Source organism: Martinezella tropici, assembly GCF_008370325.1.
Taxonomy (GTDB): Bacteria; Pseudomonadota; Alphaproteobacteria; order Rhizobiales; family Rhizobiaceae; genus Rhizobium; species Rhizobium tropici_B.
Genome location: NZ_VNIP01000001.1, coordinates 477,627 through 495,172 on the forward strand (window position 1 = coordinate 477,627; position 17,546 = coordinate 495,172).

General features: G+C 62.0%; 15 protein-coding genes. 11 read left to right on the forward strand and 4 right to left on the reverse strand.

Going from position 1 to position 17,546, the window contains the following annotated elements:
• Positions 1-197: 197 nt before the first annotated feature.
• Complete coding sequence (locus FP026_RS02395) at positions 198-2,267, reverse strand: ATP-dependent helicase (RefSeq protein WP_149633024.1); 2,070 nt, start codon at positions 2,265-2,267, stop codon at positions 198-200.
• Between the two features lie 265 nt (positions 2,268-2,532).
• On the opposite strand from FP026_RS02395, the gene FP026_RS02400 reads away from it, so the two are divergent.
• Positions 2,533-3,408 (forward strand): SMP-30/gluconolactonase/LRE family protein, encoded by an 876-nt coding sequence (locus FP026_RS02400; RefSeq protein WP_149633025.1) that lies wholly within the window; start codon positions 2,533-2,535, stop codon positions 3,406-3,408.
• A 109-nt stretch (positions 3,409-3,517) separates the two neighbouring features.
• On the opposite strand, the gene secD is transcribed toward FP026_RS02400, so the two are convergent.
• From secD to FP026_RS02415, 3 genes are all read right to left on the reverse strand, one after another.
• Complete coding sequence (gene secD, locus FP026_RS02405) at positions 3,518-6,073, reverse strand: protein translocase subunit SecD (RefSeq protein ID WP_149633026.1); 2,556 nt, start codon at positions 6,071-6,073, stop codon at positions 3,518-3,520.
• A gap of 92 nt (positions 6,074-6,165) precedes the next feature.
• The gene (locus FP026_RS02410) at positions 6,166-6,585 is read right to left on the reverse strand and encodes a hypothetical protein (RefSeq protein ID WP_149633027.1); all 420 of its coding nucleotides are present in this window, start codon (positions 6,583-6,585) and stop codon (positions 6,166-6,168) included.
• A gap of 235 nt (positions 6,586-6,820) precedes the next feature.
• The gene (locus tag FP026_RS02415; RefSeq protein WP_149633028.1) at positions 6,821-8,350 is read right to left on the reverse strand and encodes an ArnT family glycosyltransferase; all 1,530 of its coding nucleotides are present in this window, start codon (positions 8,348-8,350) and stop codon (positions 6,821-6,823) included.
• Between the two features lie 718 nt (positions 8,351-9,068).
• Here FP026_RS02415 and FP026_RS02420 point away from each other — a divergent pair.
• The 10 genes from FP026_RS02420 to cheT all read left to right on the forward strand — a co-directional run bounded on the left by FP026_RS02420 (position 9,069) and on the right by cheT (position 17,519).
• The gene (locus FP026_RS02420) at positions 9,069-10,730 is read left to right on the forward strand and encodes a globin-coupled sensor protein (protein WP_149633029.1); all 1,662 of its coding nucleotides are present in this window, start codon (positions 9,069-9,071) and stop codon (positions 10,728-10,730) included.
• Positions 10,731-10,792: 62 nt separating this feature from the next.
• Complete coding sequence (locus FP026_RS02425; RefSeq protein ID WP_149633030.1) at positions 10,793-11,089, forward strand: STAS domain-containing protein; 297 nt, start codon at positions 10,793-10,795, stop codon at positions 11,087-11,089.
• Positions 11,086-11,451: a chemotaxis response regulator CheY1 gene (gene cheY1 / locus FP026_RS02430; RefSeq protein ID WP_034488652.1), complete on the forward strand. Its 366-nt coding sequence runs from the start codon at positions 11,086-11,088 to the stop codon at positions 11,449-11,451. The genes FP026_RS02425 and cheY1 overlap by 4 nt, the downstream gene beginning before the upstream one ends.
• Positions 11,452-11,467: 16 nt before the next feature.
• Positions 11,468-13,756, forward strand: a complete 2,289-nt coding sequence (locus tag FP026_RS02435) for a chemotaxis protein CheA (protein ID WP_149633031.1) — start codon at positions 11,468-11,470, stop codon at positions 13,754-13,756.
• 4 nt (positions 13,757-13,760) lie between these two features.
• Positions 13,761-14,228 carry a chemotaxis protein CheW gene (locus tag FP026_RS02440; RefSeq protein WP_149633032.1) on the forward strand — a complete coding sequence of 156 codons (468 nt, stop codon included), beginning with the start codon at positions 13,761-13,763 and terminating at the stop codon, positions 14,226-14,228.
• Positions 14,225-15,133, forward strand: coding sequence for a protein-glutamate O-methyltransferase CheR (gene cheR / locus FP026_RS02445; RefSeq protein WP_149633033.1), 909 nt, complete (start codon positions 14,225-14,227; stop codon positions 15,131-15,133). The genes FP026_RS02440 and cheR overlap by 4 nt, the downstream gene beginning before the upstream one ends.
• A complete protein-coding gene (gene cheB, locus FP026_RS02450; protein WP_149633034.1) occupies positions 15,130-16,173 on the forward strand; it encodes a protein-glutamate O-methylesterase CheB in 1,044 nt (347 codons plus the stop codon). The genes cheR and cheB overlap by 4 nt, the downstream gene beginning before the upstream one ends.
• On the forward strand, positions 16,173-16,562 hold the full coding sequence (locus FP026_RS02455; protein ID WP_004128537.1) for a response regulator: 390 nt from the start codon (positions 16,173-16,175) through the stop codon (positions 16,560-16,562). Before cheB ends, FP026_RS02455 begins: the two co-directional genes overlap by 1 nt.
• Positions 16,559-17,113, forward strand: coding sequence for a chemoreceptor glutamine deamidase CheD (cheD, locus tag FP026_RS02460; protein ID WP_112343799.1), 555 nt, complete (start codon positions 16,559-16,561; stop codon positions 17,111-17,113). Before FP026_RS02455 ends, cheD begins: the two co-directional genes overlap by 4 nt.
• Positions 17,114-17,129: 16 nt before the next feature.
• Positions 17,130-17,519 (forward strand): chemotaxis protein CheT, encoded by a 390-nt coding sequence (gene cheT / locus FP026_RS02465; RefSeq protein WP_149633035.1) that lies wholly within the window; start codon positions 17,130-17,132, stop codon positions 17,517-17,519.
• Positions 17,520-17,546 lie beyond the last annotated feature (27 nt).

Below are 17,546 nucleotides of genomic sequence, written 5' to 3' on the forward strand. Positions count from 1 at the left end.
TGCCCCTCACCCCGGCCCTCTCCCCGCTCGCGGGGAGAGGGGGAATTGTGCCCTATCAATTCGGCTGGAAGAGAGGCTTATTGCGTTGCGAGGTCGTCCCCTCGCCCCGCGAGCGGGGAGAGGGCTAGGGTGAGGGGCACGCACGAAGATGCGGTATCAAAGAACATGCCTGACCTGCCGCCCTCAATAACCTCAACTCACCGCCACATGCCACGCATCCGCGCACCAACATCGACGCGCACCTGCCTCGCCCGGATGGCGGCGGGGCTTTCGGCCCGCGCCTGCGGCCAGCCGCAAACCTCGAAGAACTGCAGCAATGTCGCCGGGATGAAGCGTGTGCGGGAGGCGAAGACGTGTTTGTCGCCCTGCGCATGCTGGCCATGCACGAAGAAGCGCTGTGGAATGACGAGATCGAGATTGTCCTTCGCCCGGGTCATGGCGACGTAGAGCAGGCGCCGTTCCTCCTCGATCTCGGCGGATGAGCCGACGGCGAGATCGGCGGGGATGCAGCCGTCGACGGCGTTGAGGATGAAGACCTTCGTCCATTCCTGGCCTTTGGCGGAATGAATGGTCGAGAGGATCAGATAGTCCTCGTCGAGCAACGGCACGCCGGCCTGATCGCTGGTGGCGTCGGGCGGATCGAGCGTCAGTTCGGTGAGAAAACGCTCGCGTGAGCTGTAGCCCGCGGCAATCTGTTCGAGCTGGACGAGATCCGCCTGGCGTGTCGCAGCATCCTCATGCGCGCGTTCCAGATGCGGCTCATACCATTGGCGGACCAGGCCGATTTCCGCCGGCCAGCCGGCCTTGCCGCTTTTGACCTCCTGCATCGTCTCGACGAAAGCGGTCCAGTCGTCCCCGGTGCGTGGAGGTGGCGGTAGTTCCGTGAGTGCCGTGATAGGGCTCGCCTCTTCGCCGATCTGGTCGAGCACGCGCTGTGCCGTCGATGGGCCGACGCCGGGCAGGAGCTGCATCAGCCGGAAGCCTGCCACGCGGTCGCGCGGGTTTTGCGCGAAGCGCAGCGCCGCCAGCATGTCCTTCACATGGGCGCTGTCGAGAAATTTCAGGCCGCCGAATTTGACGAAGGGAATGTTGCGCCGGGTGAGCTCCACCTCCAACGGGCCGCTATGGCTGGAGGTGCGGAAGAGCACGGCCTGCTGCTTCAGTCTTGCGCCGCTCTCGCGATTTTCCAGCACCTGGTCGGCGATGTAGCGCGCCTGATCGGCCTCGTCACGAACCGTCACCAGCCGCGGGCGCTCCGTGCTTTGCCGCTCTGTGCGCAGGTTCTTGGTGAAGCGCTCGGAGGCAAGGTCGATCACGGCATTGGCGGCGGCAAGGATCGGCTGCGTCGAGCGATAATTGCGGTCGAGCGTGACGATATCGGCCGATGGCGTGAAGGCCTTGGGGAAATCGAGAATGTTGCGCACGGTCGCGGCACGGAAGGAATAGATCGACTGCGCATCGTCGCCGACGACGGTCAATCCCCGGCCGTCGGGTTTGAGAGCCAGCAGGATGGAAGACTGCAGCCGGTTGGTGTCCTGATATTCGTCGACAAGCACATGGTCGAAGCGGCTGCCTATATCCTCGGCGATCAGCGGCTCCTGCAGCATATGCGCCCAGTAGAGCAGCAGGTCGTCGTAATCGAGCACGTTCTGCGCCTGCTTCGCCTCGACATAACAGGCGAAGAGATCGCGCAGCTGCTGCTCCCACATGGCGCACCATGGGAAGAAATCCCGCAGCACCCCGTCGAGCGGCGCTTCCGCATTGACCGAGCGCGAATAGATGGCAAGGCAGGTCGCCTTGGTCGGGAAGCGGTTCTCCGTCTTGGAAAAGCCGAGGTCGTGGCGCGCAAGATTCATCAGGTCGGCGCTATCTTCCCGGTCGTGGATCGTGAAGGCCGGATCGATGCCGACCTGCTCGGCATAATCCCGCAGCAGGCGAGCGCCGATGCCGTGGAACGTGCCGCTCCAGGCCAGCGCATCGGCGGTGATGCCGGCATTGGCCCCCAGCACCTCGCGGCAGATGCGCTCGACGCGGCGGCCCATCTCGGCGGCGGCGCGGCGTGAGAAGGTCATCAGCAGGATACGGCGCGGATCGGCGCCCCTGACGATCAGGTGCGCCACGCGATGGGCAAGCGTATTCGTCTTGCCGGAACCGGCTCCGGCGATGACGAGCAGCGGTCCGGCGACGTGGCCGGTGTCTGCTGTCGTGCCGTGTTCCACCGCCAGCCGCTGCTCCGGGTTCAATTTTTCCAGATAGGCGGCAGTCATCAATTCTCCTGGATGGGCGAGGAAGCCGGGCGCGATACGCGACGAATCGCAGGCGTGAAAATATCTGAGCGTTCTATGGATGTTCCGAATCGACCGGACCTGTCAAGTTTGGGAAAATTCCCTCCTCGATGCGAAGTTTTGCGCAAGAATTTCATTCGGATTTGGCCGAGGCGGCTCGAAAGAACTTCGTTCGTTCTTATATATCATTATGGCGCGGCACTTTGAGTATGGGTTTTCGCAGTGCGTTGAGTGAAGGTTTCCGAATATGAACGAAACGATCACCACTGGGCTGCGCCTGCCTGGCGGACTGGTGGCTCTGCCGGATGGGCGCATCGCGCTTGTTGAGACGGACCCAAGTCGCCGTTATCTGAAGCTTTTCGATACGAGCGGCGCCTATGAGGAGCTGTGTCGGATCGGCGGCAGCCCGACTGGAATCGCGATCGACGGTGACGGCTGCTTCTGGGTGGCCGGCGGCCCGGAGAATTCGCTCATCAAGCTCTCGCCGCAGGGGAAGATCCGCCAGGTGATAGAGGGGAGCGCCGACGGCCCGTTTCTTCATCCGAACGCGCTCGCTTTCGGGCCTGACGGCCTGCTCTACATGACCGATTCCGGCATCCGCCTCACCGACCTGCTGGAAAGAGGGCATATCCATCCGGATTTTTTCAAGGCTGCCTATAATGGCTGCGTCTATCAGATCGATCCCGCCGAAGGCCGCGTGATCCGCGTCCTGGCCGCCGGCCTGCTGCTTGCAAGCGGCATCGCCTTCGGGCCTGACGGGCTGCTTTACTACAGCGAGACGTTGACCGGAAAAATCCATCGGCAGATCGTCGGCGGGCGACAGGAGATGTTCGCGCAATCGATGAGGTCGCCCGCGGTAAACGTACTGCGCGGGCCATCGGGCCTTGCCTTCGATCGCAGCGGCACGCTCTATTGTGCCATGACCGGCCTTGGCGAAATTTGTCTGATCGATACCGAGGGGATGATGGCCGGCCATATCCGCACCATTGGCACGCGGCCGGGCGGCATCGCCTTCACCGTCGACGGCAAGCACCTGCTCGTCAGCGAACAGGAGAAGGGTGTCATAGAGAAGATAACGGCGCCCCGTCCCGGCCTGCCGTTGCATATGCCGTCCATTTCCTGAGGCGCTTTACTCCGGATGGCGCTCGCAGCGCACTTTGCTTGGCATGCTCTCGTCCGGCTGACGGACATGCCCGGAGGCCGGGCATGTCCTGTTCTCATATATTGGCTGCCTATTCGGCCGCGGGGATCTGCTTGTTGTCCTTGCCGGACTTATCATCCGGCTTGGCGTCGTTGGCGACCACCTTGGCATGGCGGCGGCGCCAATCGCCGAGGAAGAGCAGGATCGGCGCCGCGATGAAGACCGACGAGGCGCCGGCGACGAGTATGCCGAACACCATCGGGATCGCGAAGCTGGAGACGGCGCTGCCGCCCCAGATCGCCATCGGCACCAGCGCCAGGAAGGCGGTGGCGTTGGTATAGAGGCTTCGCGCCAGGGTCTCGTTGATCGATTTGTCGATGATGTCGCGCAGCGGCATCGACTTGTAGAGCCGCATGTTTTCACGCATGCGGTCATAGACCACGACCTTGTCGTTCACCGAATATCCCACAAGCGTCAGGATCGCGGCGATGGCCGTCAGGTTGAAATCGAGCCCGGTGATCGCGAAGAAACCGATCGCCTTGGTGACGTCGAGGACCAGCGTGACGATGGCGCCGACCGCGAACGGCCATTCGAAACGGTACCAGATGTAGAACAGCATCGCCAGGCTGGCGATTACGACCGACAGGATGCCGGCCCAGGCAAGCTCGCCCGAGACCTTCGGACCGATGACATCGGTGCCTTCGATAGTCGCGCTTGGATCGATCTTGACGATTTCCGCCTTGAGCTTGGTCACGGCGGCGGTCTGCGCCTCTTCGCCGCCGTCCTGGCGCTGGGCGCGGACAAGGAGGCTGTTGTTGTCGCCGAAGGACTGCAGTGCGATTTCGCCGAGGCCGAGCGTGTTCAGGCCCTCTCGGAACGTCGCCAAATCGGCCGCGTCCTTGGTCTTGACCGACATCTGGATGCCGCCGCGGAAATCGACGCCGTAGTTGAGGCCCGGATGGACGAACAGGACCACCGAGGCGATCGACAGGATCGCCGAGACGGTGACGCCAAAGAAGCGGGCCTTCATGAACTGGATGTGCTTGTCATAGGGGCTGAAGGGGATCAGCGGCCTGATGTTGAGCACCTTCAGCTTGCGGCGACGGGTGATGGCGATCATCACGACGCGCACGAAGGCGACGGAGGTGAACATCGAGATAATGAGGCCGAGACCCATGGTCACGGCAAAGCCGCGAACCGGGCCCGAGCCGAAGTAGAACAGGATGGCGGCGGCGATCAGGGCCGTCATGTTGCCATCGATGATCGTCGAATAAGCCTTCTTGAAGCCGTTGTCGATGGCGGCGAAGGCGCCGCGGCCCTTGCGGGTTTCTTCGCGGATGCGCTCGTTGATGAGAACGTTGGCATCAACCGCAAGGCCGATGCCGAGGACGACGCCGGCGATGCCGGGCAGCGTCAGCGTGGCGCCGACCAGCGTCAGGGCCGAGAAGGTCAGGATCGTGTGGATGAGCAGTGCAACATTCGCGAGGATGCCCCAGGCGCCGTAGAGCACGAAGATGAAGGCGGCAACCAGGACGAAGCCGATCAGGCCGCTATAGATGCCCTTTTGGATCGCGTCACTGCCGAGGTCGGCACCGACCGTGCGCTCTTCGATGACGGTGAGCTTCGCCGGCAAGGCGCCGGCACGCAGCAGGGCTGCGAGCGTGGTGGCGCTGTCGGCGGTGAAATTGCCGGAGATCTGGCCCGAACCGCCGGTGATCGGCTCGCGGATGTTCGGCGCGCTCAGAACCTTGTTATCGAGGACGATAGCAAAGGGCTTGCCGACATTTTCGCGTGTGATTTCTGCAAAGCGGTTGGCGCCGGCGCTATCGAAGCGGAAGGTGACGAGCGGCTCATGCGTGTTCGGATCGAAGCTGACGCGAGCGTCCGTCAGACGGTCGCCGGACAGTTCGATACGGTCGAGAATCGGATAGCTGTTGCCCTTCTCGTCCTTGAGGATGGTGACGCCGGGGCCTGGATTGTTCGGATCGGCATTGTCAGCCAGCAGGTGGAAGGACATCTTCGCGGTCGAGCCGAGAAGCTCGCGCAGGTGCGACGGATCCTGTGCACCCGGAAGCTGGACGAGAACGCGGTTCGGACCGACGCGCTGAATGGTTGGTTCGGCAACGCCCACCTGGTCGACGCGCTTGCGGATGACTTCAAGGCTCTGCTGAACTGCGGAATCGACGTTGGCCGAAATGCCCGCCTGCGAGAAGGACAGGGCGATCGTTGCGCCGTTTGGCTTGATGGTGAGGTCGGACTGGCCGGCCGAGAGGCCCGACGTGATCGTATTGGCCAGCGTCTGCAACTGCGTTACAGCGTCACCGCTCTGCGAGGCGTCGTTGAGCGTCACGACGATCTGGTCGCCGTTGCGGACGACCGAACGGACCTGGATGTTCTTGTCGCGCAGCACGCGGCGTGCGTCCTGCTGCAGCGACTGCAGCCGGCCGTTCGTCAGATCCTTCTCGTCGACTTCGAGAACGAGATAGGAGCCACCGCGAAGGTCGAGGCCGAGGGACACTTGGCTATGCGGAAGCCAGGAGGGGATTTTGCTGAGGACCGCCGGCGGCAGTGCATTCGGCAGAGCGATAAGAAGGCCAAGCAGGATGACGACTGTATAAAGTGCCACGAGCCATGGTGAGGTGCGCATGGGTATTATCCTTGAAAATACGCTTATGCCGGCGGCTGACCGCTGGCGGACTTAAGGTCATGTCGGAGATGCGGCGCGGCGGCGCCGATCGCTTACGCGAAATCGCCCGGAGGGCCGCGCGCGAAATAGGCGTGAAATGCCAGGGATTCGAGCCGCGCAGCATCGCCGGGATGGCGTGGCTGCCAGGGCGTGGCCAGATAGCCGAGAGAGGGAAGGGACGCGAGTGTCGCCGGCCCGATATCGTGCCAGGTCGCCTTCGGCGTTACCAGGCGGTCGGCAACGACGATGCCGCGCACCGGATCCCGCAGGGAAAGGTAGAGCGGTTGGCTATCCTTGCCGGAGGAAAGAGCATCCGCATCGGCACGTGCGGCCAGATTGATGCCGCCACCGAGCGCCAGTCCGATATAGGCGAAAAACGCGACGAACAGGGAGGCGATCACGCGCGCTCCGGCGCGGTGCGTCCTGTCGTCTCTATCTTCGCAGTCGGCAATGCCGAATTCGAGCGGGCTCAACAGTCAGAAATGCCTTTGTTCCTTTGCCGGCGCGAACACCGGCGGTTCGGTCATGATATCAGGACGCTTCGCGTCTTCCCACTGCATAATCCTTAAATCGATACCGATTTAAGGATTATGCAGTGGGTTAAAAGTGCTACAGCGACCTTTGCGCGTCACATATGACGCGCGGCGCTGTAGTGCGGCCTGTCATGATGCAGTTGCGCGAGCCGGTCAACAGTCCCGGCGCGGTTTCTTAATTTTCTGTCGCTCCCGTTCCGGCGGCGGCTGACGGTTTGGGTGCCAGGCAGGATGCCGGAACGCGATAGGCATGAAGCGTTTTGCCTTTCATCTCGCCATAGGGCGGCGACCAGCTCTTGATGAGGTCCACCTGGCTTCCCGCGCATTCGAACGGGCCGTTGTCGATATACAGTACCGGCCCGGTCACGTCGGCCGGCAAAGAGAAGTTCTGCTCGTAATAGTTGTTGGGAAAGCCACCGAAATTGCGGGCATAGATACGGAAGGGCTTGCCCTTCAACGTATAATAAAGATCGGCCAGGATATCGCGATCCTCGGCCACGATGACCGGCGTCTTCGCGTCCGTCGCTATATCGGCGATTTCCTGGCTGATGACCGTGCGGCCGACATAGCGCCTCATGACGAGATCGCCGTTCGGCAGCTTGATATCATAGGCAAAGACTGTCAGCACCGGGATCACGAAGGCGACGACGGCGCCGATAATGAGCGAGGTGCTCAAGCCCTTCTTCGTCAGGCGATAGAGCAGCCAGACGGCGAGAATCGTGCCGGCGGCATAGGCGCAGACGGCCCAGTTGGCATAGGCCTTGGCGAACAGGGCCTGCAGCGTAATGAGAGCCACGACGGGCACCGACAGCCAGAACAGCAGCTTTTCCCGGTCGTCGCTCCGCCCGCGGATCAGCCGCCATGTCGCCCACAGCAGGGCATAGAAGACGACCGGACCGACCACGCCGAATTGCGCTCCGAAGAAGCCGAGCCCGCCGAGCACATGCTTCAGCAGGCCGTTGCTGCCACCATCCTTGCTCCATTGGGCAATATTCTCGGTGTGCTTTATGGTCGCCGCATCATGGGCGAAGTTCCACCAGAGATTGGGTGAAACGACAATGGCGCCGACGATGGCGGCAATGGCAACGTCCCGCCAGGCGATGCGCGCCGAGCGTATCGTCAGCATGGCGATGCCGACTCCCGGCAGAAGGAAGAGCACCGAATATTTCGTCAGGAAGGCGATGCCGAGGCTGGCGCCGAGGATGAAAGCTTCCAGCACGGAAGATCGCCTGGTCAGGCCGACAAAGGCCCAGATCGCGATCGTCACGAACAAGATCTGGATCGTGTCGGTCGATACCAGCACGGCCGAAAGCGAAGCGGCCGGAAGGGTGATGAAGATGACGCCGACCCACGGCGCAATCTCGCGTCCCTCCTCGCCTTCGATCAGCCGCCGTGTGGTGCACATGAGCATCAGGGCGGTGGCGAGATGGAAGATCGGCGCCGATACGCGGATCCAGAATGTCGAGTCCGACCCGGAGATCGCGTTGAAGAAACGGATGACCCAGGCAATCATCGGCGGCTTGGAGTAGTAGCCGAAATCGAGATTCTGGCCCCAGAACCAATATTGCGCCTCGTCGACGAAGAGGTCGGTCCTGTTGACCAGCAACATGAGGACGCGCCAGAGCGTCACTCCGAAGATGATTGCGACGGCCACCTGCAGAGAGAGTTTCTGTGCAGTCGTTCGGGAATGGGTCGTGTCGAGCATTAACGGATGGGTCTCGGTGCCTGATCGTGAGGCTTAATACGGAACTATTGAGACCAAAGCTAGCTCCCGGTCGTCCGGATAACGACGGCATGCACCGACGTGGCCGCGAAGCGCCATGCATCCGATTTTGAAATCCGGGGTGTATTGCAGCGCGCCTAGAGGACGCGCGAAGCGGCTTTACCGCGTGTCTCCTCGATGCGGCACAGAAGCATGAAGGCTGCCAGCGTCAGGCTGGCCATCAGCGAGGCGGTCAAACCAAGAACAATCATTGCTCTCTCCGTATCGACATCGAAGCTGTCTATCTGTTGAGCAGTAAGATACGAAGCTTGCTCGTGACTTGCGGCCCGTGTCTTTACCGATCGATGAAGTATATCCGAAAGTAATGCCTAATTTAGAGCAAAATACTGCAGAACATGCCTTCTTCCGTCATTAACCTTCGGGCAAGGAATTAACCATAAACATTGAGTCTGAACGTCGGAATGGGAAAATTGTGACTCGTTCTCACCAGGCATGAAGCCGCCCCGTCGTACCGGGTTCGATCCGGTATCCACTTCATCAAACAGGTCCGCAGCAGACTTTGATGAACGAGCGAGCTTCAGCGCCGCGATCGATCGATCGAAGGCGATGACAGCCTTTCCTCGCCTCCTCATTGCGCCTGGCGCGGATCATCAGCGGTTTCGCCGGCGCTTGGGCGCGCGGCAGTTCGGCGGGGACGGTATTGGCGCAGGATTCGCCATCAGATCAGGCAGGCAGGGCGCAGGCTGGCAGCCTTCGCGACCGCTTGCGTTTTGCTGGTCTCGATGCCGGGCAATGCGAAATCTTGCGCCGAAACCGGCCGATGCTCGAAACGCATCTGAAAGCAGGCCTGCGCGATCTTTTCCATCGGTTCCAAGCCTATCCGGACGCCGCGCGCAATTTTTCCAGCGAAAACCAGCTCGATCGCCTTCAGGATCTGCAGTCCTCACACTGGGATGTGCTGACGGATGCACGCTTCGACAGTCTTTATGCAGAGCGCGTTAAGGTTCTGTCGGACAGTGAAAGCAAGATGGGGCTCGACCCACGCTGGCACGTTGCGGGCCACGGCGTCATGCTGGAGCATCTTCTTGCCGGTCTTCTCGACGAAATGGGCGGCCGCGCCATCCTGCCCGGAGCCAAGCGCCGCGCCCGCGAGCTCAGCGAACTCGTTACATCCGTCGTGCGTCTCGTGATGGTCGATGTCGAGATTGCTGTATCGTTGCGGTTCAACGAATTGCGGGTCGGCCACCAGCGGGCGCTCGCTGAACAGCGGGCTGCCGATCGCGCCGAGGCAGCATCCTTCATTGCCGATCTCGCCAACGGCCTTGCTGATCGCGATCTGACGACCCGGCTGCCGATGGCCCGACTGCCGATGGATTGTCCCGAAGCCTATGCCGAGGTCGCGGAAGTCTTGAATGCGGCACTCGCGGACATCCAGCAGCAGTTTTCGGCTCTGTCCGGCGGTGTGCAGGCGGCGGAGGCGGCAAGCGATGCCATTTCCCATGCCTCGAAATCCCTGGCGGAAACATCGTCCGAACAGTCGCGTGCGCTTGCGGTCTCGGCGCGGCAGCTTGCCGAGCTCGCCGAGCAGGTGCGCGGCAATGCGGCCAATACCCGCTCGGCCGAGAAGGTTACAGCATCGACCCGCATCGCCGCCGAAGACAGCGGCCGGATCGTCGGGCAGGCGATCTCGGCCATGTCGGATATCGAGACCTCAGCCGAAAAGATCGGCCAGATCATCGGCGTCATCGATGAAATCGCGTTCCAGACCAATCTTCTTGCCCTGAATGCCGGCATCGAAGCCGCCCGCGCCGGCGATAGCGGCCGTGGCTTTGCCGTCGTCGCGCAGGAAGTTCGCGCACTCGCCCAGCGTTCCGCCGATGCGGCGCGCGAGATCAAGGTTCTGGTCACTGGAACCAAGGCGCAAGTGGATGCCGGCGTCCAGATGGTCGGCCGCACCCAGGATGCGATCGGCAGCATCGTGCGCCAGGTGACCGATATCAACGAGGCGATCTCGGGGATTGCCGCAGCCAGTGACGAGCAGGTCGCCGGACTCAAGGCGCTGACATCAGATATTGGCGGCTATAGCGAGCGTGCGGCGGTTGCCGGGAGCGAAGCAAGCCGCTCCGAGCAAGGCGCCGATCACCTGCATAGCGTCGTCGTCGAGCTCGGCCGGACCATTCGCGAGTTCCGCATTGAGCGCGAGCGGCGCCATGCGGCGCCTGCCGTGCCGGTGAGAGCCGCTCAGCAACGACAGCTTCCCGCCCGTGATGAATTCAACATCGCGCGGGACGAAGAAGAGATGGCCGATTTCGGCTTCCCGCTTCGCAGGGTCGCATCGGGAGGCGAGCGCAATGCCTATTGATCTTTCAGTTTCATGCACATGCGGGCCGAGCGGCCCGATTTCAGACAACGAGGAATGAAGCGATGCCGAGCAGGAAAGGCGAAAAGACAATCAGTCTGGCCGCGGTGCTGGACCTCAACGAGGCCTCCGCCCTTCGCGGCACGCTGATGGGGATGCGCGGCAGCAATGTCGCGATCGATGCGTCCGGCGTCGAAAGGATCGGGGCCTTGTGCGTTCAGGTGATCATGGCCGCCGCCAAGACATGGGATGAGGACAAGCTCTCCTTCACCTTCTCCAAGGTGTCGGATGCATTTCAAAAAACAATGCAGGTGATCGGGGTGGATATCTCCCATCTGCTTGCCAAGGAGATCCGGCAATGAAGAAAAAAGTACTGACGGTGGATGATTCGCGAACCATCCGAAACATGCTTCTCGTGACCCTCAACAATGCGGGTTTCGAGACCATTCAAGCCGAAGACGGCGTCGAGGGCCTGGAAATTCTGGAAGAGGCCAATCCCGACGTCATCGTTACCGACATCAACATGCCGCGCCTTGACGGTTTCGGCTTCATCGAGGGCGTGCGCCGCAACGACAAATACCGTGCCGTTCCGATCCTCGTGCTGACGACCGAAAGCGATGCGGAGAAGAAGAACCGTGCCCGCCAGGCCGGCGCGACCGGCTGGATCGTCAAGCCGTTCGATCCCGCCAAGCTGATCGATGCCATCGAGCGCGTAACCGCCTAAACAGGATCCACCCCTCATGGATATGAACGAAATCAAAGAGATTTTCTTCCAGGAGTGCGAAGAGCAGCTCGCCGAACTGGAATCCGGTCTCCTGAAAATGAATGACGGCGACCGTGATCCGGAAACCGTCAATGCCGTGTTCCGCGCCGTTCATTCCATCAAGGGTGGGGCAGGTGCCTTCGGTCTGGACGACCTGGTCGCATTCGCCCACGTCTTCGAGACCACGCTTGATTGCGTTCGATCCAACAAGCTGGAGCCGACCCAGGATGTCCTGAAGGTCATGCTCAAGGCGGCCGACGTCCTGGCGGATCTCACCAATGCCGCCCGCGATGGCGGCAGTGTCGATCAGACGCGCAGCCGCGGTCTGGTCAAGGAACTGGAAGCGCTGGCGAATGGCGATCTGCCCGCGCCGTCTGCGGCGGCGGTCGTCGTCGAGGCCGCTCCCAAGTCCGCCATACCGACTGCGACTGATGATAGCGGCTTCCAGCCGATCCCCTTCAGCTTCGATGACGATTTCGGTGGTGACGAGCCGGCCGGCGATGGCGTGCCGGAGTATGAGGTCGATTTCAGGCCGCGCTCGGATCTCTACGCCAAGGGCAATGACGCGACGCTGCTGCTGCGGGACCTAGCGCGGCTCGGCGAAATGAACATCTTTTGCGACATGGACATGCTGCCAGGTCTTCCCGATCTCGATCCTGAAAGCGCCTATTTCAGATGGGCGATCTCGATCAAGACGGACAAGGGCGAAGATGCCATTCGCACCGTCTTCGAATTTGCCGAATGGGATTGCGATCTCGATATCAGGCAGGTCGAAAGCGGCGCCAGCGCCTCTGCCAGCGACGAATTGCCGATGGTGCCCGTACCCTTCGATCTCTCCGCCCTTGACGATGATGGCGCCGCGCCGGCTGCCGAACGCGCCGAGGCGGCAGTGGCGCCGAAGAATGATGCCGCTGCTGCCGTTGCCGCCGCGGAAATCGCGAGCAACGTCACGCAGCTCGCCTCCGCTGCCGCGCGCGTCGAAAAGAAGGAAGCTGCCCTTGCCGCAGCTGCCGCTTCCAATGCGGCTGCCGCGCAGAACAGTGCCGCCGCTGCCGCCGCCGGCCAGACCATCCGTGTCGATCTCGATCGTGTCGACCGCCTGATCAACCTCGTCGGCGAGCTTGTCATCAACCAGGCGATGCTCTCGCAGAGCGTCATCGAGAACGACAACAACGGCGCATCCTCCATCAACATGGGTCTCGAAGAGCTGCAGCAGCTCACCCGCGAGATCCAGGACAGCGTCATGGCGATCCGCGCCCAGCCGGTGAAGCCCGTCTTCCAGCGCATGTCGCGCATCGTCCGCGAAATCGCCGACATGACCGGCAAGTCGATCCGCCTGATCACCGAGGGCGAAAACACCGAAGTCGATAAGACCGTCATCGACAAGCTGGCCGAACCGTTGACGCATATGATCCGCAATGCCGTCGATCACGGCATCGAAACGCCGGAAAAGCGTGCAACGCTCGGCAAGAACCCGGAAGGCACGGTTCGTCTGACGGCAAAGCACCGCTCGGGCCGCATCCTGATCGAGCTTGCCGACGACGGTGCCGGCATCAACCGCGAAAAGGTGCGTCAGAAGGCCATCGACAATGATCTGATCCCGGCCGATGCCAATCTGTCGGATGAGGAAATCGATAATCTGATCTTCCTGCCGGGCTTCTCGACCGCCGACAAGATCTCCGACATCTCCGGCCGCGGCGTCGGCATGGACGTGGTCAAGCGCTCGATCCAGGCGCTTGGCGGCCGCATCAATATCAGCTCCAGGCCGGGGCAGGGCTCGGTCTTCACCATGAGCCTGCCGCTGACGCTCGCCGTCCTCGACGGCATGGTGGTGACTGTTGCCGGCCAGACGCTTGTCGTGCCGCTGACGGCGATCGTCGAAACACTGCAGCCGGAGGCTTCCGCCATCCACTCTTTCGGCGCCAATCACCGCCTGATCTCGATCCGCAACAGCTTCTGCCCGCTGGTCGATGTCGGCCGCATCCTGAACTTCCGCGCCACGCAGGCCAATCCGGTCGAAGGCGTCGCGCTGCTGGTGGAATCGGAAGGCGGCGGACAACGTGCCCTCATGGTCGATGCCATCCAGGGCCAGCGCCAAGTCGTCATCAAGAGCCTCGAGGCCAACTACACGCATGTCCCGGGCATCGCGGCCGCGACCATCCTCGGCGATGGCCGCGTCGCCCTGATCCTCGATGTCGATGCGGTGGTCGGCGCTTCGCGCGGCCAGTCGCTGAAGCCTGAAATGTCTTACGCAGCGGTGGGGTGAGTTCATGTCCTACGCCGTCAAGAACCTGACCCAGGGCATCCGCGAACTGATCGCCTTCCGCATCGGAGACCAGGAATTCTGTGTCAACATCATGTCGGTCCGCGAAATTCGCGGCTGGACACCCGCAACGGCCATGCCGCATGCGCCTGGCTATATGCTGGGGGTCATCAACCTGCGCGGCGCAGTCCTGCCGATCATCGATCTCTCCTCCCGGCTCGGCATGAAGCGCGCCGAGCCGACGGCACGGCATGTCATTATCGTCGCCCAGGTCAAGCGCAAGGTGGTCGGCCTTCTCGTCGATGCGGTGTCGGACATCCTGACGATCACCGACGACAGCATTCAGCCGACGCCGGAAGTCTCTTCTGATCACGAGCGGCAGTTTGCACGCGGCATCGTGGCGATCGATCGCCGCATGATCTGCCTGATCGAGCTGGAAGCCCTGTTCCCTGAAAGCGAAAGCGAGGCTGCATGAGCGCGATGGGAGCTATGGATTTCAAGGCATCTCCGGACGAGGTGCTGGCGAGCGGCGAATATCCGCTGACACGGCGCGACCTCATGGAAATCGCCGCCATGATTTATGCGGATGCGGGCATTTCCCTCAACGAGAGCAAGGCGTCGCTCGTCTATTCGCGGCTGTCGAAGCACATCCGCGCGCTGGGTCTCGCCGGTTTCCGCGACTACTGCCAGCTGGTTTCCTCGCCGGCGGGAAGTGCGGCGCGTCGTGAGATGCTCTCGCATCTGACGACCAATTTCACGCGCTTCTTCCGCGAAAATCATCATTTCGATCATCTGCGCGACGAGGTTCTGCCAGGCCTCTTGGCGCGTGCCAAGGCCGGCGGCCGGGTGCGCATCTGGTCGGCCGCCTGTTCCGACGGGCAGGAGCCCTATTCGATCGCGCTGACCGTGCTCGGCTTGATGCCGAATGCCGCGGACTTCGATTTCAAGATCCTGGCGACGGATATCGATCCGAAGATCCTCGGCCTTGCCCGCGCCGGCGCCTATGATGAGACGGCGCTCGAAACAATCTCGCCCGCCATGCGCAAGCAATGGTTCCAGGAGGTCAATGTCCAGGGCCGGCGCAAATTCCAGATCGACGACCGCGTCAAGCGGCTGATCACCTTCAACGAGCTGAACCTGCTGGCGCAATGGCCTTTCAAAGGCATGTTCGACGTCATCTTCTGCCGCAACGTCGTCATCTATTTCGACGAACCGACGCAGATGAAGATCTGGGCTCGCTTTGCCGGCCAGCTGCATGACAGCGGCCACCTTTATATCGGCCATTCCGAGCGGGTCTCCGGCGAAGCGAAGCACGTCTTCGACAATATCGGCATCACGACCTATCGCTATCTCGGCAAGAATGCGGGGAGGAAACCATGAGCGCAGCTGCCCGTGTTCTCGTGGTCGACGATTCCCCGACCATGCGCGGCCTGATCACGGCCGTATTGCGCTCCGACCCGGACGTCGACGTCGTCGGCCAGGCCGGTGATGCGCTCGAGGCGCGCGCCGCCATCAAGGCTCTCAATCCCGATGTCGTCACGCTGGACATCGAGATGCCGAACATGAACGGCCTCGAGTTCCTGGAAAAGATCATGACGCTGAGGCCCATGCCCGTGATCATGGTCTCCACGATGACTCATCGCGGTGCCGATGCGACGCTTGCAGCCCTCGAAATCGGCGCGTTCGACTGCGTCGGAAAACCGTCGCCTGGCGAGCCGCATCCTTTCGGCGACCTGGCGGATAAGGTGAAGGCGGCAGCCCGCTCCCAGCGGCAATATGTGAAGCCTGCTGCCCAACGCGTGCCGCCGCCAGCCGTTTCGGATTTCCGCGTGGGACGCAAGATCGTCGCCATCGGCTCCTCCACCGGCGGCGTCGAGGCACTGATCAATGTGCTGCAGAAATTCCCGGCCAACTGCCCGCCGACGGTTATCACGCAGCATATGCCGCCGACCTTCACACGCAGCTTCGCGGAACGGCTGAACCGTCTCTGTGCGCCGGTCGTCCAGGAGGCGACCGATGGCGCAAGACTGGAAATCGGCAAGATCTATCTGGCGCCGGGCGGCGAAAGGCACCTGCGGGTTGCCAATGCCTCCGCGCCCCATTGCCGTCTGGTGGACGGCGGGCCGGTGAACGGCCATCGCCCTTCGGTCGACGTGCTCTTTGATTCGGTTGCCGAATTGGCAGGCCGCAATGCCGTCGGCGTGATCCTGACCGGTATGGGGCGTGACGGCGCCGCCGGTCTCCTCAAGATGCGCCATGCCGGCGCGCGCACCATCGGCCAGAACGAAAAGACCTGCGTGGTCTACGGCATGCCGAGGGTCGCCCACGAGCTTGGCGCCGTCGAACAACAGTTTCCGCTGAACGCCATTGGCGAGGAAATTTTGAAGATAACAGCCGCCCGAAAGGAAGGGAGCGAATAATGTCTCTAGCGGAGAAAATCAAAGTTCTGATCGTCGACGATCAGGTCACCAGCCGCCTGTTGCTGAGCGATGCTCTGACGCAGCTCGGCTTCAAGCAGATCACCGCCGCCGGCGACGGCGAGCAGGGGATGAAGATCATGGAGCAGCAGCCCCATCATCTCGTCATCTCCGATTTCAACATGCCGAAAATGGACGGGCTCGGTCTGCTGCAGGCAGTCCGGACAAACCCGACGACGAAGAAGGCGGCCTTCATCATCCTGACAGCGCAGGGCGACCGCGCGCTGGTCCAGAAGGCGGCGCAGCTCGGGGCCAACAACGTGCTCGCCAAGCCCTTCACCATCGAGAAGATGAAAGCTGCCATCGAGGCTGTCTTCGGAGCGCTGAAATGATCGTCGAGGGTGCTGCCCGTCGCGTGCATATTATTCAGGGCGAGTACAAGGTCATCAGCGATCCCGACGTGGTGCTGACGACCATCCTCGGCTCCTGCGTGGCGGCTTGCCTGCGCGATCCCATCGCCGGCGTCGGCGGGATGAACCATTTCCTCCTCCCGGGAATGGCCACCTCGCCGATGAGCGGCGGCGACGCGACGCGTTACGGCGTGCACCTGATGGAACTTCTGATCAACGGTCTCCTGAAGAAGGGAGCGCGGCGTGATCGGCTGGAAGCAAAAGTCTTCGGCGGTGCCAAGACGATCGCCACCTTCTCCAATGTCGGCGAGCAGAATGCCGTTTTCGCCATGCAGTTCCTGAAAGACGAAGGCATACCGGTCGTCAGCTCCAGCACGGGCGGCGAGCATGGGCGCAAGATCGAATATTGGCCGATCTCCGGAAGGGCCAGGCAATACCCGCTGACCGGTGCAGAGACGCAGAAGACCGTTGCGCTGGAACAGCGCCCGGTCGTGGCTCCCAAGCCGGTCGACAATACGATCGAATTTTTCTGATCAACGAGGCTACCGCATGACCCCCTTCCAGCGCATTGAAACGGCCGCCACCGAGGAGACGCTTCCAGCCATCCTCCTGCGGGTCGTTTCCGAATTGCATGACGTCGCCTATCTGATCGAGCGCATCGAGCCGCAGCTGCTCGATCTCAGCGGTGCCGATATAATGGCCTCGCCGGAGGCGATGAAGGTCGTTCAGGGCATCGACCTTGCCGTGCAGAAGACGCGCGGCATCGCGGAATTCATCGATACGATCGCCGGGACCATGCCCGAGGGCTGGATGGTCGATTTGGCAACGGCGTTGAGCCTGGTCAAGCTGACGGAGATGCAGAAGGCGCTTGGCGGCGGTGGGGTCCATGCGCATTCTCAGCCCCTGGCGAAGGCTGCCGGCGAGTTTGATTTCTTCTGATCCGGCCGCCGGCAATAAATACTGTTT

Coding starts and splice junctions, on each gene's coding strand:
- FP026_RS02395 (WP_149633024.1), bottom strand. CDS start 2,267: ATGACTGCCGCCTATCTGGAAAAATTGAACCCGGAGCAGCGGCTGGCG.
- FP026_RS02400 (WP_149633025.1), top strand. CDS start 2,533: ATGAACGAAACGATCACCACTGGGCTGCGCCTGCCTGGCGGACTGGTG.
- secD (WP_149633026.1), bottom strand. CDS start 6,073: ATGCGCACCTCACCATGGCTCGTGGCACTTTATACAGTCGTCATCCTG.
- FP026_RS02415 (WP_149633028.1), bottom strand. CDS start 8,350: ATGCTCGACACGACCCATTCCCGAACGACTGCACAGAAACTCTCTCTG.
- FP026_RS02425 (WP_149633030.1), top strand. CDS start 10,793: ATGCCGAGCAGGAAAGGCGAAAAGACAATCAGTCTGGCCGCGGTGCTG.
- cheY1 (WP_034488652.1), top strand. CDS start 11,086: ATGAAGAAAAAAGTACTGACGGTGGATGATTCGCGAACCATCCGAAAC.
- FP026_RS02435 (WP_149633031.1), top strand. CDS start 11,468: ATGGATATGAACGAAATCAAAGAGATTTTCTTCCAGGAGTGCGAAGAG.
- FP026_RS02440 (WP_149633032.1), top strand. CDS start 13,761: ATGTCCTACGCCGTCAAGAACCTGACCCAGGGCATCCGCGAACTGATC.
- cheR (WP_149633033.1), top strand. CDS start 14,225: ATGAGCGCGATGGGAGCTATGGATTTCAAGGCATCTCCGGACGAGGTG.
- cheB (WP_149633034.1), top strand. CDS start 15,130: ATGAGCGCAGCTGCCCGTGTTCTCGTGGTCGACGATTCCCCGACCATG.
- FP026_RS02455 (WP_004128537.1), top strand. CDS start 16,173: ATGTCTCTAGCGGAGAAAATCAAAGTTCTGATCGTCGACGATCAGGTC.
- cheD (WP_112343799.1), top strand. CDS start 16,559: ATGATCGTCGAGGGTGCTGCCCGTCGCGTGCATATTATTCAGGGCGAG.
- cheT (WP_149633035.1), top strand. CDS start 17,130: ATGACCCCCTTCCAGCGCATTGAAACGGCCGCCACCGAGGAGACGCTT.